24 protein-coding genes and 1 pseudogene are annotated in these 25,150 nt (G+C 70.1%); 7 read left to right on the plus strand and 18 right to left on the minus strand.

All coding sequences use genetic code 11. From position 1 onward, the window contains the following. Positions 1-8: 8 nt before the first annotated feature. The 3 genes from J8N05_RS41445 to J8N05_RS41455 all read left to right on the plus strand — a co-directional run bounded on the left by J8N05_RS41445 (position 9) and on the right by J8N05_RS41455 (position 3,152). Positions 9-791: a CoA transferase subunit A gene (locus J8N05_RS41445; protein ID WP_210892415.1), complete on the plus strand. Its 783-nt coding sequence runs from the start codon at positions 9-11 to the stop codon at positions 789-791. Then, positions 788-1,432 (plus strand): 3-oxoacid CoA-transferase subunit B, encoded by a 645-nt coding sequence (locus J8N05_RS41450; RefSeq protein WP_210892417.1) that lies wholly within the window; start codon positions 788-790, stop codon positions 1,430-1,432. The genes J8N05_RS41445 and J8N05_RS41450 overlap by 4 nt, the downstream gene beginning before the upstream one ends. Before the next feature lie 259 nt (positions 1,433-1,691). After that, complete coding sequence (locus J8N05_RS41455) at positions 1,692-3,152, plus strand: glycoside hydrolase family 43 protein (protein WP_210892419.1); 1,461 nt, start codon at positions 1,692-1,694, stop codon at positions 3,150-3,152. A gap of 134 nt (positions 3,153-3,286) precedes the next feature. Here J8N05_RS41455 and J8N05_RS41460 read toward each other — a convergent pair whose 3' ends face one another. From J8N05_RS41460 to J8N05_RS41495, 8 genes are all read right to left on the minus strand, one after another. Then, positions 3,287-5,173, minus strand: coding sequence for a leucine-rich repeat domain-containing protein (locus J8N05_RS41460; protein ID WP_210892421.1), 1,887 nt, complete (start codon positions 5,171-5,173; stop codon positions 3,287-3,289). Positions 5,174-5,336: 163 nt separating this feature from the next. Further along, entirely contained in the window at positions 5,337-6,254 is a 918-nt protein-coding gene (locus tag J8N05_RS41465) for an endo-beta-N-acetylglucosaminidase H (protein ID WP_210892423.1), read from the minus strand. A gap of 241 nt (positions 6,255-6,495) precedes the next feature. After that, positions 6,496-7,206 (minus strand): ANTAR domain-containing protein, encoded by a 711-nt coding sequence (locus tag J8N05_RS41470; protein WP_210892425.1) that lies wholly within the window; start codon positions 7,204-7,206, stop codon positions 6,496-6,498. Positions 7,207-7,291: 85 nt separating this feature from the next. After that, the gene (locus J8N05_RS41475) at positions 7,292-8,035 is read right to left on the minus strand and encodes a GAF and ANTAR domain-containing protein (protein ID WP_210892427.1); all 744 of its coding nucleotides are present in this window, start codon (positions 8,033-8,035) and stop codon (positions 7,292-7,294) included. A 113-nt stretch (positions 8,036-8,148) separates the two neighbouring features. Next, positions 8,149-8,481, minus strand: coding sequence for a putative quinol monooxygenase (locus J8N05_RS41480; RefSeq protein ID WP_210892429.1), 333 nt, complete (start codon positions 8,479-8,481; stop codon positions 8,149-8,151). Between the two features lie 46 nt (positions 8,482-8,527). Further along, positions 8,528-9,553 (minus strand): NAD(P)-dependent alcohol dehydrogenase, encoded by a 1,026-nt coding sequence (locus tag J8N05_RS41485; protein ID WP_210892431.1) that lies wholly within the window; start codon positions 9,551-9,553, stop codon positions 8,528-8,530. Further along, positions 9,550-10,350 carry a metal-sulfur cluster assembly factor gene (locus tag J8N05_RS41490; RefSeq protein ID WP_210892432.1) on the minus strand — a complete coding sequence of 267 codons (801 nt, stop codon included), beginning with the start codon at positions 10,348-10,350 and terminating at the stop codon, positions 9,550-9,552. Before J8N05_RS41490 ends, J8N05_RS41485 begins: the two co-directional genes overlap by 4 nt. 1 nt (position 10,351) lies before the next feature. Beyond that, positions 10,352-11,317, minus strand: coding sequence for an amidohydrolase family protein (locus tag J8N05_RS41495; protein ID WP_308287142.1), 966 nt, complete (start codon positions 11,315-11,317; stop codon positions 10,352-10,354). Positions 11,318-11,536: 219 nt separating this feature from the next. Here J8N05_RS41495 and J8N05_RS41500 point away from each other — a divergent pair, with 219 nt between their 5' ends. Then, entirely contained in the window at positions 11,537-13,045 is a 1,509-nt protein-coding gene (locus tag J8N05_RS41500) for an AAA-type ATPase lid domain-containing protein (RefSeq protein ID WP_210892434.1), read from the plus strand. Between the two features lie 55 nt (positions 13,046-13,100). Here J8N05_RS41500 and J8N05_RS41505 read toward each other — a convergent pair whose 3' ends face one another. The 5 genes and pseudogenes from J8N05_RS41505 to J8N05_RS41520 all read right to left on the minus strand — a co-directional run bounded on the left by J8N05_RS41505 (position 13,101) and on the right by J8N05_RS41520 (position 16,508). Then, a complete protein-coding gene (locus J8N05_RS41505) occupies positions 13,101-13,937 on the minus strand; it encodes an undecaprenyl-diphosphate phosphatase (RefSeq protein WP_210892436.1) in 837 nt (278 codons plus the stop codon). 136 nt (positions 13,938-14,073) lie between these two features. Further along, positions 14,074-14,970, minus strand: a pseudogene (locus J8N05_RS47710) (histidine kinase dimerization/phospho-acceptor domain-containing protein); the annotation flags it as partial. Next, positions 14,967-15,629, minus strand: coding sequence for a response regulator transcription factor (locus tag J8N05_RS41510; protein ID WP_210892438.1), 663 nt, complete (start codon positions 15,627-15,629; stop codon positions 14,967-14,969). The gene J8N05_RS41510 and the pseudogene J8N05_RS47710, both read right to left, overlap by 4 nt. Further along, entirely contained in the window at positions 15,583-16,347 is a 765-nt protein-coding gene (locus J8N05_RS41515) for a phosphatase PAP2 family protein (protein WP_210892441.1), read from the minus strand. Before J8N05_RS41515 ends, J8N05_RS41510 begins: the two co-directional genes overlap by 47 nt. Next, complete coding sequence (locus J8N05_RS41520; RefSeq protein WP_210892443.1) at positions 16,344-16,508, minus strand: hypothetical protein; 165 nt, start codon at positions 16,506-16,508, stop codon at positions 16,344-16,346. Before J8N05_RS41520 ends, J8N05_RS41515 begins: the two co-directional genes overlap by 4 nt. 121 nt (positions 16,509-16,629) lie before the next feature. On the opposite strand from J8N05_RS41520, the gene J8N05_RS41525 reads away from it, so the two are divergent. From J8N05_RS41525 to J8N05_RS41535, 3 genes are all read left to right on the plus strand, one after another. Further along, entirely contained in the window at positions 16,630-17,001 is a 372-nt protein-coding gene (locus tag J8N05_RS41525) for a BlaI/MecI/CopY family transcriptional regulator (RefSeq protein WP_210892445.1), read from the plus strand. Then, the gene (locus J8N05_RS41530) at positions 16,998-17,927 is read left to right on the plus strand and encodes a M56 family metallopeptidase (RefSeq protein ID WP_210892447.1); all 930 of its coding nucleotides are present in this window, start codon (positions 16,998-17,000) and stop codon (positions 17,925-17,927) included. Before J8N05_RS41525 ends, J8N05_RS41530 begins: the two co-directional genes overlap by 4 nt. A gap of 107 nt (positions 17,928-18,034) precedes the next feature. After that, on the plus strand, positions 18,035-18,874 hold the full coding sequence (locus J8N05_RS41535) for a COG4705 family protein (protein ID WP_210892449.1): 840 nt from the start codon (positions 18,035-18,037) through the stop codon (positions 18,872-18,874). Positions 18,875-18,929: 55 nt separating this feature from the next. On the opposite strand, the gene J8N05_RS41540 is transcribed toward J8N05_RS41535, so the two are convergent. Genes J8N05_RS41540 through J8N05_RS41560 form a run of 5 tightly spaced genes read right to left on the minus strand, consistent with a single transcriptional unit; the run spans position 18,930 to position 24,942 of the window. Beyond that, positions 18,930-20,393, minus strand: coding sequence for an MATE family efflux transporter (locus J8N05_RS41540; RefSeq protein WP_210892451.1), 1,464 nt, complete (start codon positions 20,391-20,393; stop codon positions 18,930-18,932). Continuing rightward, positions 20,387-21,427 carry a cysteine synthase family protein gene (locus tag J8N05_RS41545; RefSeq protein WP_210892453.1) on the minus strand — a complete coding sequence of 347 codons (1,041 nt, stop codon included), beginning with the start codon at positions 21,425-21,427 and terminating at the stop codon, positions 20,387-20,389. The genes J8N05_RS41540 and J8N05_RS41545 overlap by 7 nt, the downstream gene beginning before the upstream one ends. A 55-nt stretch (positions 21,428-21,482) precedes the next feature. After that, positions 21,483-22,904: a type III PLP-dependent enzyme domain-containing protein gene (locus tag J8N05_RS41550; RefSeq protein ID WP_210892454.1), complete on the minus strand. Its 1,422-nt coding sequence runs from the start codon at positions 22,902-22,904 to the stop codon at positions 21,483-21,485. Then, positions 22,895-23,920: an ornithine cyclodeaminase family protein gene (locus J8N05_RS41555; RefSeq protein ID WP_210892456.1), complete on the minus strand. Its 1,026-nt coding sequence runs from the start codon at positions 23,918-23,920 to the stop codon at positions 22,895-22,897. The genes J8N05_RS41550 and J8N05_RS41555 overlap by 10 nt, the downstream gene beginning before the upstream one ends. Before the next feature lie 29 nt (positions 23,921-23,949). Further along, positions 23,950-24,942: a TauD/TfdA family dioxygenase gene (locus J8N05_RS41560; RefSeq protein ID WP_210892457.1), complete on the minus strand. Its 993-nt coding sequence runs from the start codon at positions 24,940-24,942 to the stop codon at positions 23,950-23,952. Between the last annotated feature and the right edge of the window lie 208 nt (positions 24,943-25,150).

A 25,150-nucleotide genomic window follows, 5' to 3' on the forward strand; every position in this document is an offset into this window, starting at 1 on the left:
GCACACGTATGCCTGTCAACAAGATCGCCGGGAGTGCCGCCCCGGCCGTGGCCGACATCCCCGACGGTGCCAGCCTCGCGGTCGGGGGGTTCGGGCTCTGCGGCATCCCGACGGTACTGATCGAAGCTCTCGCCGACGCCGGCACGACGGACCTCGACGTGACGTCCAACAACTGCGGCACCGACGGGCGGGGTCTTGGCATCCTGCTGGAGCGGCGGCGGATCCGCCGGATCACCGCCTCGTACATCGGCGAGAACAAGGAGTTCGCCCGGCAGTACCTCGCCGGCGAGGTCGAGGTCGAGCTCACTCCGCAGGGCACCCTCGCCGAGCGGCTGCGCGCCGGCGGCTGCGGCATCCCCGCCTTCTACACACCCGCCGGGGTCGGCACGGTGATCGCCGACGGAGGCATGCCGCTGCGCTACGGACCGGAGGGCGAGGTGCGCCTGTCCTCGCTGCCCAAGGAGACCCGGCGCTTCACCGCTCAAGGCGTCGAGCGTGACTACGTCCTCGAACACGGCCTTCCCACGGACTTCGCGCTGGTCCGGGCGGCCCGGGGCGACCGCTACGGAAACCTCGCCTTCCATTCGTCGGCGCGGAACTTCAACCCCCTGGCCGCGATGGCGGGACGGGTCACGATCGCCGAGGTCGAGGAGCTGGTCGAGCCCGGTGAACTCGGTCCAGACGAGGTGCATCTGCCCGGCATCTACGTCCATCGCGTCGTCGTACTGACCGCGGAACAAGCCGCGGCGAAGGACATCGAGAAGCTGACGGCCCGAGAGGTGACCGCATGAGGACCCGGGACGAGATGGCGGCCCGCGCGGCAGCCGAACTGCGCGACGGCGAGTACGTCAACCTCGGCATCGGCATGCCGACGCTGATCCCCGCCCATGTCCCCGAAGGCATCGACGTGGTGCTGCACTCGGAGAACGGCCTGCTCGGCGTGGGTGACCATCCTCTGCACGCCGATGTCGACCCCGACCTGATCAACGCCGGCAAGGAGACGGTGACGTTGCGGCCGGCCGCTTCCGTCTTCGATTCAGCGCTGTCCTTCGGGATGATCCGCGGTGGCAAGGTCGACGTCGCCGTCCTCGGCGCGATGCAGGTTTCCGCGGCCGGCGACCTGGCCAACTGGACCGTACCCGGCCGCATGGTCAAGGGCATGGGCGGCGCCATGGACCTCGTCCACGGGGCCCGCCGCGTCATCGTGCTGATGGAACACACCACCCGGACCGGCGAACCGAAGATCGTCGAAAGCTGCAGCCTGCCGCTGACCGGGAAGGGCGTGGTCGACCGCATCATCACCGACCTCGCCGTCATCGACGTCGGGCCGGACGGACTCGTGCTCCACGAGACCGCACCGGGCGTCGACGCGGACACGGTCCGCGAACGCACCGCGGCGGTACTGCACGACGCCCGGCGAACCGTCGGCTGACACACCCACCGGCCGGTTCGCGGCCGGGCCCTTCGATGTGACACGCCGGTTCGCGGTCGGGCCCGTCGATGTGGCACGCCGGTTCGCGTCGGCCGGTTCGTTCCGGCCGCACCGCCGGGCCCGTTCGGTCTGATGCAACGTCAGAATCTCTTGCTCCGCCTCTCTTTACAACGATGTAATCGCTGTGTTGCCATGGGCAACCACCAGCTCATGTCACGCCGTCCGTCACATACGGACCTCGATACGTGGGGAGCCAGCGATGCGCGCCCGGCCCATCACCGCCTTGGTAACCGCCCTGTTCGCCCTGCTGGTCGGCCTGATCTGCGCTCCGCAGGCCCCCGCCACGACAGCACCGACCGCGGCAGCACCCGCCGCGGCCGCGGCGGCCTCGGGAACCTTCCGCAATCCGCTGAACACGGGGCCCGACCCGTTCATGACGTACGCGAACGGGGCCTACCACCTCACCACCACACAGGGCGGCAGCATCAAGATGTGGCGTTCCCCCTCGCTGGGAACCCTGCTCGACGCCGAACCGATCACCGTGTGGACGGACACCGACGCCTCGCGCAACCAGCACATCTGGGCAGCCGAGTTCTACCGCTTCGACAGCCGCTGGTACATGTACTACACGGCCGACGACGGAGTGGACGACCATCACCGGCTCTACGTCCTGGAGTCGGCCGGCGACGACCCGGCGGGGCCCTACCACTTCAAGGCGAAGCTGACCCCGCCCAACCACGCGAACGACTTCGCCATCGACCCCGGGATCCTCCAGCACAACGGCCGGCTCTATCTCGCCTACAGCGGCATCAACGCGTACCAGCACAACGGGCTGAACATCGCGCCCATGTCGAACCCGTACACCGTCTCGGGCAACGCCGTCGCGCTGAACGGGGCGGGAGGCTGCCCGGAGGTCCGTGAGGGCCCCGAGTTCCTGTACCGCAACGGCCGTACCTGGATGACCTACTCGACGTGCGACACCGGGAAGCCCGACTACCAGGTGTGGGAGATGTCCCTGCCCAGCGGCGCCGACCCGCTGGTGGCCGGCAACTGGACGCAGCGCAGCGGGCCCGTCTTCGCACGCAACGACGCCAGGGGCGTGTTCGGTCCCGGCCACCACGCCTTCTTCCGCTCCCCCGACGGGACGGAGGACTGGATCATCTACCACGCCAAGACCACGTCGGACCTCACCTACAGCAACCGCACGACACGCGCCCAGAAGATCGGCTGGCGGGCCGACGGCGGCCCCGACCTCGGCACCCCGCTCGCCATGGGCGCCACGCAGAACCTGCCCTCCGGCGACCCGGGCTCCGGCAACCACTGGATCAACGACGACGGCCGCTCCAGCGGCAACGGCACGGTGACGTACCAGGGTTCGTGGAACTCGGGCACCGGCTGCGCCGCGCAGTGCTTCTGGGGCGACGACCACTGGAGCGACCGGGCCGGCAACACCGCGACGTTCACGTTCACGGGCACCAGGATCGCGCTGCTGTCCGTGAAGGACACCGGCAACGGCATCGCCGGTATCCGCGTCGACGGGGGCGCCGAACAGCGCGTCGACTTCTACGGCGCCATCCGCACCGGCGAGACGCTCCAGTACCTCAGTCCACGCCTGCCGTACGGCACGCACACCGTGCAGGTCAGGGTCACCGGGGAACGCAACTCCTCGGCCGGGGCGGCGTTCGTGAGCGTGGACCGCGCCGAGGTCTACACGGACTGACGCTCCGCCCGCACAGCGGGTTCCGCGGACGGCCGGGGTCGCGCGATCCACAGGGTTTCCTGTGGCGCCCCCGGCCGCTCCTCGTCCTGCTGGTCGTCCTGCTGGTCGTCCTGCTGCTCGATGCTCCCTGATCGTCAGCGCTGGTCGATCGCGAGGCCGCGTGCCGCGAGTTCGGCCAGGACGGGATCTCGTCGGCCCCGCAGGATCTGTTCGTTCATCTGCAGTGACTTGTTGAGCCGTCGCAACGACTTCATCCTGAGCAGGGGGCCGAGCTCGGTGAGGGCGCGGTGGCCGCCGAAGAGGACTTCGCTGAGGTCGGGCAGGTCGGCCAGCGTACTGATGTCCGTCACTTCGTCCAGGTGGCCCATGCGCAGGGACTGGAGCGAGGTGAGACCGGCCAGGGGCGACAGGTCCTCCCAGTGCAGCTCGGAGAGGTAGAGCCGGGTCAGGGAGCGAAGGACGGGGAAGTCGGTCAGCTGCGGAATCCGGTCCACGCTCAGGACGCGCAGGCCGGGGCACGTCTCCAGGACGTCGAGCGAGTCGAGGCCAGGGGTCCGGTGGAGTGTCAGCTCGGTGAGCGGGGTGCCGGTCAGTCCGCTGATGTCCTTGAGCGCACGGCAGTCCCGCACTCCGACCTCGGTGAGTGCGCCCAGTCCGTCCAGGCGGCCGAGGTCGGTGAGCGACTGGAGATCGCTGAACCCCAGTTCGCGCAGGGTCGGCAGATCACCCAGGTCGCCCGGGCTGCTCAGGCTGTCGGTACGGCTGACGGCCAGTTCTTCGAGGGCGCTGCGGGAGCCGAGACCGGTGAGGTCCAGCAGTCCGGAGCACCTGTCGAGGCCGAGGCCGCGCAGGCCGGGGAGGGAGGCGAACGGGGCGAGGTCCCGGATCAGGCCCAGCCCGTCCAGATGGAGCCGGAACGCACCGGCGAGGCCTGCCAGTTGACCGACGTCCGCCAGCGCGGGGCAGTTCTCGAAGGTGATCTTTTCCAGTGAGGGCAGGGTTCCGAGTCCCGCGACGGAGGCGAACCGTTCGCCGTCCGCGATCCGCAGCTCCGTCAGGTGCGTCAGTGCGGAGAGTCCGTGCAGGTCGAACAGGTCCGGACAGCCCTTGACCGCCAGCTTCTTCAGGCGGGGGTGCTGTCCGAGGCCGCGGAAGGACTGGAAACGGGGGCAGTCCTCGATGACCAGCTCGGAGAGGTCGGCTGCCGCGGCGATGCCGGTCAGGTCTCGAAGCTGCTTGCAGCTCTCCAGGCGCAGGGAGGTGAGTGCGGGCACGTTCGTCAGGCCGGTCAGGTCCCGCACCGCGGTCCAGCCGAGATCGAGGTGGGTGAGGCCGGTCAGGCCGGCGAGCTGCGCCGGGGATCTGAAGGACCGGCAGCCGCGCAGGTCGAGGTGCTCCAGCAGGGGGAAGGCCGCCGGGAAGTCGGTCACCGAGGTGACCCGGGTGATGCTCAGGTCGAGGTGGCGCAGTTGGCCGAGGGTCAGCAGCGGCTTGATGTCGGACACCGGACGGCAGCGGTGCAGGCTCAGCCGGGTGAGCCGGGTGAGACCGCTGAGGGGTGTCAGGTCCTCGATTCCCGCGCAGCCGTTCAGGTCGAGGTGGCGCAGGTCGGTGAGCGCGCCGACTTCCGTGAGGTCGGTGATCTCCTTGCAGCGGTCCACCGTCAGCGTGCGCAGCATGGTGAGGTGCCGCAGGCCCGACAGCGAGGTCACGCGCTTCAGGGTCAGCTCCGTACGGCCCTCCCGGCGGAAGGCAGGCACCAGCAGGGCCGCGGCGTAGCCGTCGGGATCGCCGGCCGTCGGCCACAGCCTCAGAAGTGTGTCCAGGGCGAGGTCCGCGACGGGCGCGAAACGGGCGGCCAGCTCCAGCGCGGCGCCGTCGTCGGTGACCACCACCAACTCGCGCACCGCCTTGCGGGCCTGGGCCTGACTGGCCGTGCCGAGCAGGACGGAATGGGCCACGACGGGATCGTCCGGGTGTGCGGGGTCGTCCGGGTGTCCGCGGCCGGTGGTCGAAGTCATGGCCAGAACCCTACAACTCCCCTTCCAGCGGCCCGTGATCACCACTCACAGCTCGACGCCCAGCCCTTCGACGGCGACCCCGTCGGCCATGCCTCGGACCGGCATGGCCGACAGTTCGTACGCGACTCGCACGCGACGCCGCGCGCCCGGGCGCGCGGCCGCTTCACGGTGTGTAGACGGCGGTACTGCCGTACAGCTCCCTGGTGAACGCGGAGACGTCCGCGCTGCGGTCGGCGCCGTTGAGGTTGTACGTGAGGAAGACTCCGTAGCCCTCGCTCACGGTGCGGCGGGCGAGTGTGGTGACCGTGCTCTGCGACGTCCTGCCGATCTCGACGGCCGCGGGCGACAGTTTCGACTTGGGCAGTCCGATGCCGGGGACCTGCCAGCTTCCGTAGTACGGGTTCCAGGCGTAGTCGAACTTGGACGAGATGTCGACGCCGCCGTAGGACAGACGGGACGCGGCCGGCCCGATGTTGTAGAGGCTGATGATCTTGTCCGGCATGTTCGCACGGAGCGCGGTCACCAGTTGGACGAACGAGCTGGCGTTGGGCTGCCCGGTGCCGTTGTTGCCGTACTCGGCGTATTCGTCGTCGAAGTCGATGCCGTCGAGGCCGTACCTGGTCACCGTGTCCGACAGCTGCTTGGCGAACGCCGATGCCGTCTGCTGGGACGGGAAGTTGGCGAAGCCCGCTCCCTGGTGGTTGCCCAGCACCGACAGGACGACCTTGATGCCCTTCTGCTGCAGCGGCCGTATCTGGGTGGCGGCGTTGTCGAGGACGCGCTGCACGTTCTCGTTGAAATACAGCTGTGCCGTCTTCGTGCCCGTGTCGTAGTTGATGTTCGCCGCGAAGATGACCGCGACGTCGAAGACGGGGTCGCCGCCGTTGGCGAGGGTGTATTTGCCGACGTTCAGCATGCTGTTGTTGTTGACCTCGACGTACGCCACCGAGGTCGGCCCCGCCTTCGCGAGTCTCGGAGCCGCCGTGGCGTGGGTCGTGACGGTCGAGCCGAGTGCGAGGGCCGCGACGGTCGAGAGGGCGACCATGGCTGCCTGCATCCTGCTCCGTACCAGCGTGAGCATCTTTGATCGGTCTCCTGTCGCATGGCCGGCGCTCGCCCTGTCCGAACCCGCTGAGCAAGCTCTCCGGGTCCCGACAGCTGTGTGCGTTTTCTTCCCACCTTCCACTCACGTCACACGGCAACTCGCCTGTTCCGCACGGCGATTGGCGAATTGGCGATGGTCTGCGTCCTGTTCGGGCGCCTTGGGCGGCCGGCCGCTCGACAACCCGGACCGGCCGTTGAAGTGACACACCCGAACTCGTTCAGGAGGGCGGGGTGTCGTTGCGGTCCAGGTGGAGCCGGCGGGCGAGTACGTCGCGGGCGACGTCGAGGAGGGGCCGACCGTGGCTGAAGGCGTGTGCGCGCAGTCGGATCAGGGCCTGGTCGGAGCGGATGTCGAGTTGGGCGGCGAGCATGCCGGTGGCCTGGTGGACCTCGGCGAAGTGCAGGCCGGGTTCGTCCAGCAGGGCGATCCGGGCCGGCTCGGGACGTACGGCGGCGGTGATGACGATCTGGGCGAGGGTGTCGGCGAGGCCGACGGCGTCGGCGAGTTGGTCGGTGTCCAGGGGGCCGGGGCGGGTGCGGTGGCCGGTGAGCACGCCGAGTGCGATGACTCCGATGCGCAGGGGGAAGGAGAACACGGCGTGGACGTCGAGTGCTTCGATGGCGGCGGGCAGGCCCGGCCAGCGGTCGGCGGTGAGATGTGCGACGTCGGGGAGCAGCAGCAGGGTTCCGTGGTGGGCGGCGTCCAGGCTGGGTCCCTGGCCCTGGACCTGTTGCAGGTCTTCCAGTGCGGCGGTGCGTTCGCCGTGGGACTGCACGAGTTCGGCCGGGTGGTCGTTGCGGGACAGGAGCAGGCCCAGTCCGTCCAGCCCCAGCATGTCGGTGCAGGCGGCCAGCGGCAGGGGTGCCATGCCTGGGCCGGTATGGGTGCTCAGGGCGCTCAGGTAGGCCTTCATCACCGGGTGGGTCACGGCTGCGACCTCCGAGCGGGCGTGCTGCGGGCCGCCCGGAAAGCGAACATCCCCTCACACCCCGGGAGTTCGCGGAGCTGCCGGTTCACCGGTCGTGCCGGTCGAAGAGGGCCGGATCGGCGGTGCCCTGCATCACCTGGCGGGCGAGTTCGGTGAGCCGCGTGTGATGGCTGCGCGCGTACTGGCGCAAATGGACGAAGGCCTCTTCGACGTCGGTGTCGAGGCGGTGCGCGAGATAGCCCTTGGCCTGCTCAACGACGACGCGGCTGTCCAGAGCGCTCTGCAGTTGTGCGCTCACGGTCAGCTGCTCGCTCACCGCCCGCACCTGAAGGACTCCGATGGTGGCCGTGTCGGCCAGCGCCTGCCCCAGTCGCAGTTGGGAGGCGTCCAGGGGGCCGGGCCGGTCCCGGAAGAGGTCCAGCGACCCGATCACCTGGTCGTGCAGGCGCAGTGGGCAGGCCGCGACCGAGGCGAAGCCCGCCTCCACCGCCCGTGGCGCGAACCGCGGCCAACGCGCCCTGGCCTCCGGCGTGGCCAGGGGGACGTCGGTGACCTGCTTCTTACTTCGGAAGGAGTCCCAGCAGGGGCCCTCTTCCCCTTCGATGCTGTGGGTCTCCAGGCGGCGGGTGCGCGCGTCGGTGGCCGCCACATCCACCAGTCGGCCGCCGGGGGTGGCGAGCAGGACCCCTGCCGCTGTCACGTCGAGCAGTTGTACGCAGTGCTCGGCGAGCGTGTAGAGGAAACCGATGACATCGAACTCTCGTACGAGAGTGTCGGCGAGGTCGACGAAGGCCGCCGCCAAGCGCTCCTCACGCGGCAGTTCGATCATGGCCCGCCCGTCTTCAGGGATGTTCCGCGAAAACCTTCCCACAGGCTGCGGACTCCTGTCGCCGGCACTGACCGGCAAGCCATGGGCGCACGTGTGCTATTCGAACACCGGTCTCAGTCCCGGTCCGGGACGGCCATCTCGCCGAGCTGCGACCAGCCCTCCTGCGGGATCGTCGCGTTGACGATCTCCGGGGTCCGCGCGAGGTGGGGCGGCAGGGTGCCCCGGGCCTTGGTGAAGTGGTCGGAGGTGACGTGCGCCGTGCCGGCCTCGTCGTCGCGGAAGGCTTCGACCAGTACGTACTCCGTGGGGTCGTCGACACTGCGGGACCAGTCGAACCACAGACAGCCCGGCTCGTCGCGGGTCGCCTGCGTGAACTCGCGGGTGATGTCCGGCCAGCTGTCGGCGTACTCGGGCAGGACCCGGAACCTGGCGGTGATGAAGATCATGGCTCTCCTTGTACGTGGGCCGTGAGGTGCGGGACGTGCACGGGGTTCAGGGAACCAGGATCGCGCGTCCGCGCACCCGCCCGGCGTCGAGGTCGTCCAGGGCGTCCTGGAAACGGTCGAGGGGGTACGGGGTGGTGTGCAGCCGCACCCTGCCGCGGGCCGCGAGCACCATCAGCTCGCACAGGTCGTTGTAGGACCCGACGAGGTTGCCGACGAAACTGATCTCGGCGGAGATGATGTCGATGGTGGGGACGTCGATGTGCTCGCCGTATCCGACCACGTGGTAGTCACCGGCCCGCCGCAGCATGCGCACGCCGTCGCGGGTGGCGCCCCCCTCACCGACGAAGTCGATCACGGCTTCGGCTCCGTTGCCACCGGTGAGCGCGAGAACCTCCTCGACCTGGTTCCCGGCTGCCATGACGCCGTGGTCCGCCCCGATCGAGAGAGCGAGTTTCAGCGCGTCGGGATTGCGGTCGACGACGATGATCTCGGCGGCCGTCAGCGCCTTGAGGACCTGTACGCCGATGTGTCCGAGGCCGCCCGCGCCGATGACCACGCACCGGTCGCCCGGGCGCAGGCGGCGGGCCGCCTTGGCCACGGCGTGGTAGGCGGTGAGACCGGCGTCGGCCAGCGCGGCGACGTCGGCGGGTTCCAGGGAGTCGTCGATACGGACGACGCTGCGGGCCGAGGTCTTCAGATACTCGGCGTAGCCGCCGGCGGTGTCGATGCCGGGGAACCGGCTCTGTTCGCAGTGCACGTCGTCGCCGGAGCGGCAGGCCCGGCACAGCCCGCAGGTGATCAGCGGGTGGACGATGACCTTGTCGCCCTCGGCGACGTTGGTGACGGCGCCGCCGATGGCGTGCACCCAGCCGGCGTTCTCGTGCCCGATCGTGTAGGGCAGTGTCACGCCCGACTTCTCGGCCCACTGGCCTTCGAGGATGTGCAGATCGGTACGGCAGACGCCGGCCCCGCCGATCTTCACGATCACGTCGTACGGGCCGGTGACCGACGGGAGAGGCACGTCGGCCATTTCGAGGTTGCGGTCGTATCCGACGACCTGGACTGCCTTCACGGGGTGAGCTCCCTTTCGGAGGAGGAGTGGGAAGGGGCGGTGGTGTCCTCGCGCCTGGGCGCCTGGTCCGGGGCCGAGTCCGGGTAGCGGGTGCGCAGCAGGCCGCGGCAGAAGTGCGCGTTGCCGTCGATCGACAGCCGGACCGACCGGGCGAAGCGCAACCGCAGCGGGATCTCGCCGGGCGGGTATGCCTCTCCGCGGTCGTCGACCATGGCGGGGTCGGACGGCGCGGTACCGAGCCCGAGAGCCTCGCGCCTGCGCAGCAGCGCGCGCGTCGCTCCGCTCGCCGGGAGGTCGCCGAGCACGATGCCGTGCAGTGCTTCCTCGGTGAGTGCGGGATCCTGGCGCAGCAGCGCGGTGAGGGCGCGTTCCATGGCGGCGGCGTGGGCCTTGCGCCGGAAGACGAGGCGCAGTTCGTCGAGACTGTCCTGCGCCTCGGCTCCGAAGGTCCCCCGGTAGCCCGCGTCCGCGGCCAGTCCGCGATTGATGAGGTCCGAGTCGTGATGGTCGTCGAGGAGCACCGTGACCGCGGCCACGCCGGGGAGGGCGGTCAGGGCGTCCTTCGCGTCGGACGCCATGAGGTAGGCGAAGTTCGGCGAGCAGAACGAGGTCGGCAGCCTCAGGTGGACGGTCAGCCGGTGATCGCCGTGTGCCCGCACGGACCGCACGAAACCGAGGTCCGTGATGGGTTCGTCCAGCTCCGGGTCGACGACCCCGTCGAGCGCCCGCCGGGCGCGCTCCTCCAGTGTCGCGGCACGTGCGTCGCACGCCCCGCGTGCCGGTGCGTCGGTGACCATCTCACACCCCCGCCGACTGCGCGGGCTGTGCCAGGGCGTGCCGGCCGGGGACCGGGATGTCGTAGAGGGCCGCCGCGTTCAGTCCGAGGATCTTCTTCTTCTGGTCCACGGTGATCGGCGGGTACTCGCCCTGCATGTCCTCCGGGATCTGGAAGTCGACGAACTTCTCGATCAGCCAGCGGGGCGTCCACAGCGCGTAGTCGCTGGAGAACTGGATGCGGTTCTCGTCGAGCCAGAACAGCAGCTCCCCGATGATCTGCGCGAAGTAGCGGGGGCGGAGGTGGATGAACGGCATGGCGACGGCGAGGCCGGCGTGCACGTTCGGCTCCTGCGTGGCGATCCAGCAGAAGTCCTCCAGCCGGGGCAGTCCGCAGTGCTCGACGACGAAGTTCAGCTCCGGGAAGTCGCTCGCGGCCTTGTCCACGTCCGCGACGTCGAAGGCGTCCCGGTCGAGCGGCCGGATCGTGGGGCCCTTGTGGATGTGGATGTTCCTGATGCCCAGTTCCTGTGCGGCTTCCAGGTACCGGTACGACCACGGGTCGTCGAGTTTGTAGCCGCGTGAGTCGCCGTGCCACTCCGCGGTGTACAGCTTGGCGCCCTTGAGGCCGAACCTCTCCGCGTCCCGCCGGAGCTGTTCGAGCCCTTTCTGCTCCAGCCGCGGGTCCCAGCAGTGGTTGTACGTCAGTTTGTCCGGGTGCTGCCGTGTGAGGGCGAAGGCTTCCTCCGCCTGGCCGAAGCCGTTCCCGAAGAACGCCCCGAGGTGCGCGGGCTGGAAGATCGCGTGGTCGACGTACCCGTCGTCGAAGAGGTCCTTCATCAGGCGCCGGCCGCCGTAGTAGAGGAAGTCCTCGTACGGCCACAGCTCCGACTCCGGGCTGAGGTTGCGGTGGTAGTCGTAGAAGCAGTCGATGAACTGCTGGCCGTGGATGTTCAGTTGGTTCGAGGGGCGCGCGTCCCACAGTGCGATGTGCGCGCGTCCACGATGAAGTAGTTCTCGCCGTCCTTGGCGTACATGTCGGTCTCCGTCCCGGTGACGACCGTGTTTCGGAGAGCGACGTTAGGCACGGTCGCGGTGGCTGGGCAGACCCTCGCTGTCTCACTTTGAGACAGACGGCCGGAGCGCCGTTCCGGCCGTCCGCAGTAGCCTGACCGCAGATCGACGCACGGGCTCATCGTGGAGGCCGCAGTGGACCAGGACCGCAAGTGGGCGCCCGCCGCCTGGTACGAGGACGAGGCGTCCGTTGCCGGGACGGCTGCCCTGACGCCCCGCCTGCAGGCGTCGTGGCTGCGCAGCCGGCGGTACGGTCTGACGCCGGAGGATCTGCAGCCCGTGTTCACCGGCTCGGTGGACACCGGCTGCCTGCTCTACGAGTGCGGTCACGAGGTGTTGCAGGGACTCAAGGACACGCTGGCGAACGAACCGGTCAGCATGATGCTCACCGGCAGCGACGGCCTGGTGCTGTCCCGGCTGTGCAGCGACTCCTCCGTCAGCCGCTCGCTCGACCGTGTCCATCTCGCCCCCGGCTTCTACTTCTCGGAGCGCAACGCCGGCACCAACGGGATGGGCCTCGCCCTCGCCGACCGGGCGCCCACGCTGGTGCGCGCCGAAGAGCACTACTGCACCAGCCTGCGGCAGTACACCTGTGCGGCGGTACCGGTACTGGACCCCCTCACCGGGGAGCTGGCGGGCAGCATCAATCTGACCACGTGGTCGGACTCCTCCTCGAAGCTGCTGCTGGCGCTGGCGCAGGCGGCGGCGGGGAACACGGCCGCCCTGATGCTGGCCCGCACGACCGGCAGGAAGCCGCGCCCGGCTCCTCGCGGCGAGGTGTACCAGGTGTTCACCGGCAGGACCGAGGCGGAGAGCGAGCCCCTGGACCTGTCCGCACGCTGGACGGACGCGGTAGGACAGGCAGGTACGGCCATGGCCGAGGGCCGGCTCCTCGCGGTGGTGGGCGAGCCGGGAGCGGGCAAGTCGACCCTCGCGTCCCTGGCCCGCCGCCGGATCAGGGCCCGGGAGCGCATCCTGTGCGTCCGTCCCCCGCTGGCCGACGACATCACCACCTGGATGCGGCTCTGGGCCCCGGAACTGGCCAAGGACGACACCTGCGTCATCGTCACAGGGGTCCACACCCTGCCCGAGTGGGCCGCCGAGGACCTGGCCGAACTGCTCTCCGGGCCACCTCACGGACATGCCGCGGACCGGCACCCGTACCTGCACTCGTGTGTCATCACCACCGAGGACTACACGCGTGTCCCGCAAGCCCTGCGCACACTGATCGGCGGGGTGGTGGAAGCCCCCGCCCTGCGCTCCCGGCCCGAGGACGTCCTTCCCCTGGCGGACCACTTCGCCCGCAGGTTCCGGGGGCGTCCCGTCTCCTTCTCCCCCGCGGCCGCCCGGGCGCTGTCGGACTTCCACTGGCCCGAGAACACCAGGCAGTTGCAGCGCGTGGTGCGCGACGCCGCGTCCCGTACGGACGTCGTGGACCTGAGGCACCTGCCCGCCGAGATCTTCGTGGGCACCCCGCGCCGGCTGAGCCGTATGCAGGCCCTCGAACGGGACGAGATCGTCAGGTGCCTCACCGAGCCCGACACCACGGTGGCGCAGGCCGCGGAGGCGCTCGGCATCAGTCGCGCGACCATCTACCGCAAGATCACCCAGTACGACATCGTCGTACCGACCCGGACGCGCTGAGGACTCGTGACAGGTCCTGGCACGGGGCCGTGGCGAGCACGCGGTCGGGGTCGGGTCAGGTGTTGAGGGTGCCGGTCGCCAGCAGGGCGAACAGGAGGGCGCCGACGGCGATCCGGTAGACGACGAAGACGTTGAAGCTGTGCCGGGCGATGAACTTCAGCAGCCAGGCGATGGACGCGTACGCGACGACGAAGGAGACCGCGGTTCCCACGATCAGGGGCGTGGTGTCCGCACCGGCGCCGACGGCGTCCTTGAGCTCGTACAGGCCGGCGCCGGTGAGTGCGGGGATGCCGAGGAAGAAGGAGAGCCGGGTGGCGGCGACACGGTCCAGGTCGAGGATGAGGCCCGTGGACATCGTGGCGCCGGACCGTGAGAAGCCGGGGAAGAGAAGGGCCAGGATCTGGGAGGAGCCGACGAGCAGGGCGTCCTTCAGCGTCGTGTCGTCCTCGCCGCGTTTGTGCCGCCCCATCTGGTCGGCCGCCCACATCAGGGCGCTGCCGACGACGAGCGAGGCGGCCACGACCCAGAGCGACGCCAGGGGGCCGTCGATCAGGGGCTTCGCGGCCAGCCCGACGATGACGACGGGGACGGTCGCGTAGACGACCCACCAGGCGAACTTGTAGTCGTGGTGATGCCGCTGGTCACGGTGGCGCAGTCCCCGCCCCCAGGCGCCCATGATGCGGACGATGTCCTTGAAGAAGTAGAGAAGGACCGCGGCGATGGCGCCGACCTGGATCACGGCGGTGAACGCGACGACGGACTTGTCGTCCACCGGGATGTTCATCAGCCCCTCGGTGATCTTCAGATGTCCGGTGGAGGAGACGGGCAGGAACTCCGTCACTCCTTCCACCACGCCGAGAATGACGGCCTGGCCGATGCTGATGGCGCTCACGGGCGCTTCCTTTCGTTCGAGTCGTCAGGGGTGAGTGGAGGGTGGTGCGCCGCGGGTGGTGCGCCGCCTTCACCCCGGAGGCAGGCTGATCTCGAACCGTGCGCCGGTGGTGAATCCGGGGTCGTGGGTCACCTCGCCTCATGGATCCGGCGGCACCGGCGATGATCCGGTGGGTGGTTCGTGTCTCGTCGGCGGTGCGGGGGCGGGTGTGCCACCAGTCGAGTTCGGCGATGATCCGGCTCAGCGGTGTACGCAGCTCGTGCGAGAGCTCTGCGGTGAGCTGTCGCTCGTGGCGCAGGAGGGTGCGGATGCGGTCGAGTATGGCGTCCAGGGACGTACCGAGGGCGGCGAGTTCGGCCGGGTGCCGCAGACCGCCGAAGCGTTCTTCGGAGGCGACGGCACTCCACCGGGTGGCCTGATCGGTCATCGTGCGGACGGGGCGCAGCGCGCGTCCCACCGCCAGCCGCGTCAGCGCGTAGGTGCATACGAGCATCACGGCGTCCAGGGCGAGGGACCCCAGGAGCAGGGTGTCGGCCGAACCGCGGTAGGGGGCGAGGCTGAGCGCGGTGACCACCGTGGCCTCGCTCCTGTCTCCGGACACCTGCCGGGAGCACAGCCGCAGGGGGCCGGGGACTTCGGTTGTGATGCACCGCGGGCCACCGCGACCGGCGAGTGTGTCGGTGACACGGGTCAGGCGGGCGGCGGTCGGTGGTTTCTCCAGCAGGCGTCCGCCGGCGTAGATCCACACGTTCGTGTCGAGGAGTTCGTCGTGCGAGGTCTCCGTGACCCGAACGGTCGTGCCGCTGGTGTCGATGGTCGTCGCGACAGCGGCCGCGCGGGTGCGCAGTTCGTCGTCCGCCTGGTGCTGGAGGTGCTGCCGGGCCACGGCGTTGAAGGCGACGGTGAGGATCAGTATCAGCAGTGTGGCCGTGGTGAGGGCCACCAGCGCGAGCCGGCCACGCAGTGTGCGGGGCGCCGGAGGGCGCAGGAATGCGGTCGGAGCGTGCCGTGGCCACCGGCGGATGCCGGTCATGACAGGCGGTGGCCGACACCGCGGGCCGTGCGGATCGTCCGGTCGCTGCCCGCTTCGCGCAGCTTGCGGCGCAGGCGGGTCAGGTACTGGTCGAGGGTGTTGTCATGGACCTGAGCGCCCGCGGGCCAGCCCGCCCGGACCAGTTCGCGGCGGCGGACGATGCCGCCGGTGGCTGCCATGAGAGCGGCCAGAAGACGGAACTCGGTCGGCGTCAGACCGACCTGCGTGCCCTGAACGCTGACGATGTGCCGGACGGCGTCAAGTGCCAGATCTCCTGCCGTGGCGGCGGACGGCGGCGCGGCCCGTTTGAGGGCTGCCCGCAGACGTGCGGCGAGTTCGGCGAGATGGAACGGCTTGGGCAGGTAGTCGTCGCCGCCGGCCGAGAACCCGGACAGCCGGTCGGTGAGCCGGTGATGGGCGGTCAGAAAGATGACCGGGGCGAGGAGACCGCCTGCGCGCATGGCCTGGCACACGTCACGTCCGTCGGCGTCGGGCAGCCCGATGTCGAGCACGACGGCGGACGGGCCCTTGACGGCCAGCCGCAGGGCGGTGGCGCCGTCCGGGGCGGGCACGGGGTCGAAGTCCTCGTCGCGCAGCCCACGCATCAGCACGTCACGCAGGCCGTGATCGTCCTCCACGACCAGGATGGTCCGGCGCATGGCGCTCCTCCCGTTCTTGTCCTCGGGCAGTGTCTTGCCGTGTCTGTTCCCGGGTTGTGTCCGTCGCGCCCGGAGCCTGTTGCCGAAGCCGCACGAGCGCCATGGCGCACAGGCACACCCCCAGCCAGCCGAGGGCGAACAGCCAGCCCCCGACGACATCGGTGAACCAGTGCACCCCGAGGTACACGCGGGTCAGTCCGACCAGGGCGCCCCAACCGCCGATGGCCAGGACGAGCGGTGTTCCGCCGCGCGGGCCGCGTATCCGGACAGCGAGGATCAGCAGCCCCGCGGTGATGACCGCCGTACTGGTGTGCCCGGAGGGGAACGCCCATCCCGACGCAGATGTCTCCCAGTCCGTCAGCGGTGGTCGTGGGCGTGCGACGAGTGTCATCGCCGTGTACCGCAGCGTCTGGCCGACCCCCAGGCAGGCGAGGCAGAGTGCGACGGCCGACGCGCGCTGCCGGAGCGTGCGTCCCGCGATGATCCCGGCCAGTGCGGCAAGCGCGTACGCGACGACACCCGTCCCGGTGGCGGTCGCCCCGCGGGCGAACGCCACCGCCGTGTCCGGCCGGTGGCCGACGGACCACGCGAGGAAGCCGCTGTCCGCGGACAGCGGTACGCCGTCGTGGCCCGCCACGAACATGGTCAGCACGCCGAACGCCGTCCATGCCCCGAGAGCGCAACTGCCGGCAAGTCCGGCGACGCCGCCGCGCTTCACGACACCACCGGCAGGGGACGCGGGAGGTACACGGAGGCGAGCGGAATCAGCGACAGCGCCACGATCAGGGTCGCCACCACGCCGACGGCCGACAGCAGAGAACGGGCAACCGGAACATTGGCGGCAATCTGCGACGATGGATGCACGGTTTTGGTCACCATCGATGGCGCCCTTCCTTTTCCCGACCGTCGGACGCGGCGGGGCAGCGACAACCGGCGATCGACTACAATCCTGTAGACGGTCTATTGCACTGTAGACGATCGCGGAGTGAGGAACGGTCCCATGGCCGATGCGAGGGACGAGAGGCGACCGGCGGGCGAGCTCGAAGCCGCCGTCATGGGCGTGCTGTGGGCCGCCGGGACCCCGCTCACACCCGGCGGGGTGCAGAGCGGACTCGGTTCCGCCCTGGCCCGGACGACGGTGACGACGACGTTGACGCGGTTGCACGAGAAGGGCGTCGTCAGCCGTGCACGACAGGGCCGCGGCTATGCCTACAGCCCCGTACAGGACGCACCCGGCCTGACGGCGCGGCGCATGCACTCCGAACTCGCCAAGGACACCGACCGGCAGACGGTCCTCGCGCGGTTCGTCGCCCAGCTCGATCCCGGCGACGAGCAGCACCTGCGCCGGCTCCTGGAGGGCGGCGAGCGGTGACCGTCCTGCTGCTCGTACCGCTGGTCCTCCCCTTTCTCGCGCCGATGCCGGCCCGCGCAACCCTCAGTCGTCTCGCGCCCGCCACCGCGCTGTGGGTCCTCACCGCCTCGGCCCTGGCGCTGGCCGGAGCCTGCGTCGCCGCTCTCGGTTCCCTGGTCCTGATCGGACTGCTCAAGTTCCCGGTCTTCGCCACCCTCGGGGAACTCGTCCATCCCCTGCGAAGCCCCTCGGATCTGCTCGTCCTGCCCGCTGCCGCGGCGGCCACCGGAGTGCTCACCCTCAGCGCCTGGACCGTCGTGCGCGCCGTCTTCCGGCAGACCCGTGACTTCCGTACCGCCCGGCGACAGGCGGACAGCCGCCCCGCCGCCGGTGACCTGTGCGTCGTCGACTCGCCCCACCCGGACGCGTACGCCCTCCCCGGACGCCCCCACCGCATCGTCGTCACCACCGCGATGCTGCGCAGCCTGGGACCTGCCGAGCGCGAAGCCCTGTTCGCCCACGAGCGTGCGCACAACCAGGCAGGCCACCACTACCATCTGGCCGCCGCCGAACTCGCCGCCCACTGCCATCCGGCCCTGCGCGCCGTACGCGACGCCATCCGGCTCGCCGCCGAGCGGGCCGCCGACGAGAGCGCCGCCACCGCCGTCGGCGACCGTCGTCTGGTGGCCACCGCCATCGCCCGCGCCGCCCTCGCGGGCCACGACTCACACTCCGCCCGCCCAGGTTTCGCGCCTGCGGCGACGACCGGGCCGGTTCCGCGACGCGTCACCGCCCTCCTCGAACCCGTTGCGGTGCGCTCACGAGCCGCGCGATGGACCGCGTTCCTGCTCGTCGCGTGTACGGTCCTGTCCGTCGCCGCCGGGACGGTCGGTGTCGTCGACTTTCACCACGAGGTCGAGGTCGCCCAGGGCGAGGAGAGCCGGTGACCGGTTCGGCACCGGTCGGAACGCGGCGCTGACAGGGAGAGGCCGCCCCCGGGGAAGCCGTGCGGCAGTCAGGATGTGTTCAGGTAACCGCTGGCAGCGTCTTGCCCATGACCCATGAACTCTCCGACACACCCGAGACCCAACCGAGCGGGAGTCCCCTCTCCGGCCCCTCCCGTCGCCTGCGCCGGAACAAGGTCCCCGAGGTCACCGCCTACTTCTGGATCATCAAGGTCCTGTGTACGACCGTCGGCGAGACCGCGGCCGATCTCCTCGCAGAGAAGGCCGGTCTGGGCCTGACCGGCGTGTCCGTGCTCATGAGTGCGCTGCTCGCGGTCGTCCTGGTCGTCCAGTTCCGCACGGCCGGGTACCGCGCGGGCGTGTACTGGCTCGCCGTCGCCCTGATCAGCGTCGTCGGCACCTTGATCAGCGACAACCTCACGGACAACATGGGCGTACCGCTGGAGACGAGCACCACGGTGTTCGCGCTCCTCCTCGCGGTTGTCTTCGGCGTCTGGTACCGGCGCGAGCGGACCCTGTCGATCCACAGCATCGACACCCCGAGCCGTGAGTCGTTCTACTGGCTGGCGGTGCTGTTCACCTTCGCCTTGGGCACGGCGGCCGGCGACCTCGTCTCCGAGCGGATGAGCCTCGGTTACTGGCTCGCGGCCGTCCTGTTCGCCCTCGCCATCGGCGCCGTGGCGGTCGCGCACCTCACGCTGGGACTGAACGCGGTGTGGAGTTTCTGGATCGCCTACATCCTCACCCGCCCCCTCGGCGCCTCGATCGGCGACTACCTCTCCCAACCGACCGGTGACGGCGGAGTCGGCCTCGGCACCGTCGTCACCAGCGCGCTGTTCCTCGCGGTCGTTCTCGGTCTGGTCGTCCACCTGGCGGTGACACGCAAGGACGTCACGGAGCAGCCGAGTGCGGCGCGGCAGACGATCTGAGCCGTTGTCGACGTGGCGGGCAGGCGATCGGTGATCACCAGCCCCCACGGCAGGTTCAGACAGCCGCCGTGAGAGGCCGTCCGGCCAGGAGAGCCGCGCTGTAGCGGCGCAGCAGGAGGACGGCGGTGGCGGCGAGGCCGGTCAGCAGGCCCAGCCAGATCCCGAGGGTGTCCAGGTGGAGGGGAAAGGCGAGGAGCCAGGCGGCGGGCAGTCCGACGGCCCAGTAGCCGATGAGGGTGATCCGGAAGCCGCTCCGGGTGTCGTCGAGTCCGCGCAGGAGTCCGACCCCGATGTTCTGGGCGCAGTCGAAGAACTGCAGGAAGGCGGTGACGATCAGGAGGTGGGTGGCGATGGTGAGGGCCTGCCCGGAGCCGGTGTCGAGGAACGGTGCCAGGACGAGGTGCGGCACCGTGAGATACAGGGCGCCGACGCAGGTCATCACGGCGCCGGCGCAGGCGAGTGCGGTGTTCTTGATGCGTCGCGCGCCGTCGTGGTGACCGAGGGCCAGTTCCCGGCTGACGTTGATGGAGGCCGCGTGGGACAGACCGACGGCTACCTGGAAGACGATGTAGACGAGTTGGTTGACGGCGGTGTGCGCGGCCAGCGCCTCGGGGCCGAAGGAACCCGCCATGAGGGCGGTGACGGAGAAGAAGCCGGCTTCGGAGCCGTAGGTGGCGGCGATCGGCACACCGAGACCGAGGATCCGTTGGAGTACGGCCAGGTCGGTGCGGGTGATGTCGAGGCTGAGGAGCGGGGCGAGTTCGGTGTCCTTCTTCGCGGCGAGGTACAAGGCGGCGAAGGACAGCAGGTAGACGCTCGACGTGGCGATTCCGACGCCGGTCAGTCCGAGGCGGGGAAGGCCGAAGGTGCCGTGGATGAGGATCCAGTTCAGGGCCGCGTTCACGCCGATGGACACGAGAGTGATCCGGAGCAGGGCCTGCGGGCGTCGCATGCCGACGGTGAACTGGCGTACGGCCTGGAACCACAGGCAGGGCAGCAGGCCGGGGGCGAGTGCGTGGAGCATCTTCCGGGTGAGGGCGACGACCTCGGGGTCCTGGCCGAGCAAAGTCAGTGCCTGTCCGATGAGGATCATCAGCAGCGCGCCGGTGATTCCGGCGAGGGTGGCGACGGTCAGGCTCGCGCGCACGACGGCCCGTACCTCGTCGTGCGCCGACTCCTTCGCGCCGTCCCTGCCGCCTCTGCCGTCCCTGCCGTCCTTGCCGTTCCTGCCGTCCCCGCCTTCTGTTCCGTCCGTGTCCGCCCCACCGGCTGTCTGTTCCGCTCGGGCCGCGGCGGCTGCGACCTGGTTGCCGACCGAGGTAATGAGGCCGACGCCCATCGTGCGGATCTGGTTGAAGATCACGATGGCCAGGCCGCCAGCCGCGAGTTCGGTGGTGCCGAGCAGTCCCAGCATCACCGTGTCGGTGGTGGTGAGTGCGACCTGGGCGAGTTGGGTGAGGACGAGCGGGACGGCGAGCACGCCGAGGGCGCGGCTGTCGCGGAGGAGAGTGGTCAGCATGTGGTCCACCGGTTCCTGCGGAGTTTGGTGAGGAGTTCGTCGATCTCCCGCTCGGCGGCGGGGCTCAGCAGGTCGCGTTCGCTCATCCAGTCGTCATTGAAGACGGTGTCCATGTACTTTTCCCCGCCGTCGTTGATCAGGGCGACCATGGTGGTGCCCGGCGGCAGGTCGGCGAGACGGGTCAGTGCCTCGTGGACGACGCCGCCGGCCGAACCTCCGATCAGCAGGCCGGTACGGGCGACGGCCCGGCAGGTCGCGAAGGCCTCGATGTCGCCGACCTTGACTCCTTCGTCGATCAGGTCGAAGTCGACCAGGGCGCCGATCTCGGCGCCTTCGGGGGTGCCGGTGCCGGACTGGTGGTAGTCGTGGGCGGGGCCGCCGAACGCGATCGATCCCTCGGGTTCCACGCCGATGACGGTGAATCCGGGTATCAGCCTGCTCAGCTCCCGGCCGGTGCCGCACAGCGCGCCGCCGGTGCCGACGGCGCCGATCAGTATGTCGATCCTGCCGTCCAGGGCCTCGTTGAGTTCGTGGGCCACGGGGTAGTACCCGACTCCGTTGGCGGGGTTGTTGTGCTGCTCGGTGAAGACGGTGTTGTCCTGGCCGCGCGCCATGTTCTCGGCGAGCTCTTCCCTGGCGGCGGTGGCCAGTTCCTCGGTTCCGTCGTCGACGACATAGACGAGTTCGGTGCCCAGGGCCCGCATGCCGCGGAGTTTGTCGGGGGCCGCGTGGTGGTCGACCACGGCGGTGAAGGTGTAGCCGCGTTCTGCGGCGATCACCGAGAGGCCCAGGCCGGTGTTGCCGGAGGTGGACTCGATGATCCGGCCTCCGGCGCGCAGTTCGCCCGCGGCCTCGGCGGCGTCGACCATGGCGCGCGCCATCCGGATCTTCGCGGTTCCGGTGGGGTTGAACATCTCCAGTTTCAGCAGCAGGCGGCTGCCGGTGTCGGTGGCGGCGAGCTCCAACAGGGGTGTGTGGCCGATGAGTTCGGACAGGCGGGAGACCACGGCGGGGCGCTGAAGAGCTCCGGGCATCGAATGCTCCTGTGAAGGGGACGGCGGGCGGAGGGCCAGGTCGTGCGGCGCGCTGCTACGAGGTGAAGTGGCGGTCCAGACGCCAGCGCGGCCGTGGGCGGTCGGTCCAGTCGATGACGACCTTCGGTGGCAGGGGCAGGTCGTGGAAGGAGGATTCGTTGGAGTCCATCTGGTAGCCGGCCGTGTTCGGGTACACCAGGAGGTCCCCGGCCCGTGGACGACGGGGAAAGGCGATCTTGCGCCAGGTGAGCATGTCCGATTCCAGGCAGGTGGCGGCGCCGACGCTCGCGGGGAACGCCCCGCCCGGTGCCTCGCACTCCCCCGGTTCGTGCAGGTCCCCCGAGTTCTCGAAGTCCATCGACGGCTGCGGGATCAACCGGGGGTCGGGGAGGTACTCGCTGCCGAACCACTGCTCGGACAGGCTCAGGCTCGTGCCGTCGACGGTCAGCAGCCGGTAGCCGTCCCGTTCCTTGACGCCCTGGATGGTGAACACGGTGGCTCCGGCCCGGTCGAGCAGGGCGCGGCCCGGCTCAAGGAGCAGTTGCACCTGGGCATTCCTGAGGACCTGCGCCAGAGTGGTGTCGCTGTTCTCCGGCCGGGTCGCCAGGAGTGCGGTCAGCGCGCCGGCCCCGGCGAGGGGCGAGTGGTAGGGGTAGAAGTCGCCGCTTCGGAACGTCTTTTCGGCGTGGTAGTCGGCGGGTCGCTGTGCTTCGAGGAACGCCCGCCAGCTGTCGGCATCCGTGTAACTGACGGGCAGGCCACCGCCGATGCTGATGCGGTGGGCTTGAAGTCCCTTGGCGCGGGCCGTGCGGCACAGGTCGATCAGCCGGGCGGCGAGGCCGGCGCGGGGCCCCAACGCGTAGCCGGACAGATGGAAGCTGAAGCCTTCCATCCGCAGCGCGTCCCCAGCTGTCACGCAGCGGTCCATCGCCGTGGCCAGTTCCTCCTCGGCCAGGCCGAAGCGGCTGTCCGGCTGGAGCGGGGGCAGGACCCGCAGGAGCACACGGGCCGGGCGGGTCCGTCCGCCGAACGCGCGGGTGATCACGGCGTCCAGTTCGTCCAGTGCGTCGACCGCGATCAGCGCGCCGTGCTGCACGGCGAGCCGCAGCAGGTGCGGGTCCTTCGCGGGCCCGGTCACCATGAGGTCCTCCCCGCGCACGCCGTGACCAAGTGCCTCGCGCAGTTCCCCGACCGAGGCCACGTCCACACCGGCGCCCAGCGCCGCGGCGCGTTCGGCGAAGACGGCGGCCTTGTTGGCCTTCTTCGCGAAGTACACGAAGCCGTCCACGCCGGCCGTCGCGAGCGCTTCGTACAGGGAGCGCAGGTTGGTGTCGAAGGCGTCCGGCAGCAGGAAGTGGAAGGGGCCGCCGAAGGCGTGGGCGAGTTCGGGCAGGAGCCCGCCGGCCAGCAGCGCCTCGGTGGCGGGATCGGGCAATGCCGGGAGAACCGGATGTCCGGTGACGGTGGTCACTGCCACAACGGCACCTCGACGCCCAGGCCCTGCGCGATGGCCAGTTGGGAGAAGCGATGGCCGAGTGCGATGTCGGTGACGACGAGACCGCTGTTGTAGGCGAAGATCCGCTCGGTGTCGCCGGTACGGCCGGCTGCGGTCCCTGCGAGCACGGGCGGGAACTCGGCGTCGACGGAGGGGAGTTCGCCCTCGGCGTCGGCCATGTCGGTGCCCGTGACGTTCATCTGTGCCTCGCTGGTGGCTACGACACGGTCCGCCCGGTGCAGCGTGGAGGGCGCGAGTCCGTGTCCGACGAGGACGGACAGCGTGCCCGGCTTGAGCCAGTCGGCCTCGACGGCGGCCGGGGTGTGCGAGCCGGCCGTGGCGAGGATGATGTCGGCGTCCGCGGCGGCGTTCCGCAGATCGGTGACGATCTCCACGTCCCGGTCGGGAAAGTGTGCGCGCAGTTGCTCGCGGACGGCGGCGATGCCTTCGGGGTGTGTGCCGAACAGCATCAGCCGGTCCAGGTCGGGGCGCGTGGTGAGCAGGAACGGCAGCGCGAGGCGCCCTTGGGTTCCCGTGCCGATGACCAGTGCGGAGCGTGCACCGGACACCGCGCATTCCCGGGCGAGCAGAGCGGAGACGGCCGGTGTGCGCAGTGAGCCGATGCGGGAGCAGTCCATCATGGCCACCGGCAGCCCGGTGATGTCGTCGTAAAGCGTCAGTGCCGTGTAGTAGTGCTGCTGCGTACGGCCCTTGTCCAGGCCGTGCTTGTACGAGGTCTTGATCGCGACGACGTCGCGGGAGCCGTCCCGGCCCAGCATGGCGTAGGAGACGGAGTGCCCGTCCGGCGGCTTCACGGTCAGCTTGCGGGGGTTGTCGGAGAGGCCGTCGTGGAGTGTGCGGTAGGCACCCTCCACCGTGGACACCACGTCGGCCAGGGAGATCTCGATCCCGGCCAGGTCGCTGGTGGACAGGATGCGCAGGTGTGTCGCGTCGCCGGACCTGGGGATGTCGGTGGGGGCGGCCGGGGCGTGTGTCATGGGGGGTTCCTCCGTTGCGAGACGGGAGTTCAGCTCGGGTGCGCTTCGAGGGCGGACTGGCCGTAGCCGTGCTCGTTCGCTTCGGAGGCCGGGCGGGTGCGCCTGCCGGGCACGCGGACGGAGGCCCGCTTGAGCCAGCGGTCGGTGCCGTCGTAACGGGCCTTGAAGGGCACCCTGCCGTGCACGACGAGGTCGTTGTCGACGACCAGGACGTCGCCGGGCTCCAGGCTCACGGCGACGGAGACCCTGGACAGCTCTTCGGCCAGGCGGTCGTACGCGGCGCGGTGTTCCTCGGTCGCCTCGCCGAGTGGGGTGTAGGCGGGGTCGAACCGCAGGGTCAGCCCGTCGGGAGAACCCCACAGCGTGGGTACGGGCGGTGGCGTTCCGGCGTAGGCCTGGGCCTCGGCGTAGGCGTCGTCGGGGAGGATCGGGAGAGCCGGACGACTCAGCAACTCCACATCAGCCGACGGTAGTTCGACCTGCCGGACGGAGGCGGCGGTGGTGGCGACGGCGTCATGGTTGCGCATGCAGCCGAGGATCAGCAGGTGGGCACGGCCGGGGTGGAAGGCGTCCTCGGTGTGCGGGCTGAGCAGCACGGTACTGCTGGCTCCGGTCTGTTCCTCCTCGTGACCGGGAGACGGGACGATGTTGTGCACGAACCGGCCGTCCTGCTGGCCTTCCCAGGCGATGGGGGTGCCCATCACGGTGGCGAGCAGGAGCAGGGCCACGTCGTGGACGGCCCCGGAGTGGCCCGCGGTCGACCAGTGGTCCGGCGTGGGGCCGATGGTCTCGTCGTCGACGGGGATGCCGCGCACGACGTACAGGCCGGCGGAGGTGTCCACGGGGCGGCATACGTGCCGGATCCCGGCGCTCAGAGTGGCGGCGGTGCCCGGCAGTTGACGTATGAGTGCGGAGGACCGGGGGTCCCCGCCGAAGGCTGAGAGCAGTTCTTGTGCCGCTTCGGTCAGTTTGGTTACGGCGTGCGGGTCGAGCTGGCGCACAGGCGTGACTGCCGTCGGCATGGTCAACCATCCGTTCGTGGGGCGCGTGCGGGGGCGCGGGGTGATGGCGGGAAAAGGGCCGGACGCGGGCGTGCGGAGCGGATCAGCTGCGCGGATCGCACGGGACACATGGGTCGGCGGAGTTGCGATCCGTCGACGCATCCGGTCGGCGGCTCAGGTAAGCCACACCTAAGTTAGGTGGATCCGGCGCGGGAGGCTGTACTCCACT

The sequence above is a fragment of the Streptomyces liliiviolaceus genome (assembly GCF_018070025.1).
Taxonomy (GTDB): domain Bacteria; phylum Actinomycetota; class Actinomycetes; order Streptomycetales; family Streptomycetaceae; genus Streptomyces; species Streptomyces liliiviolaceus.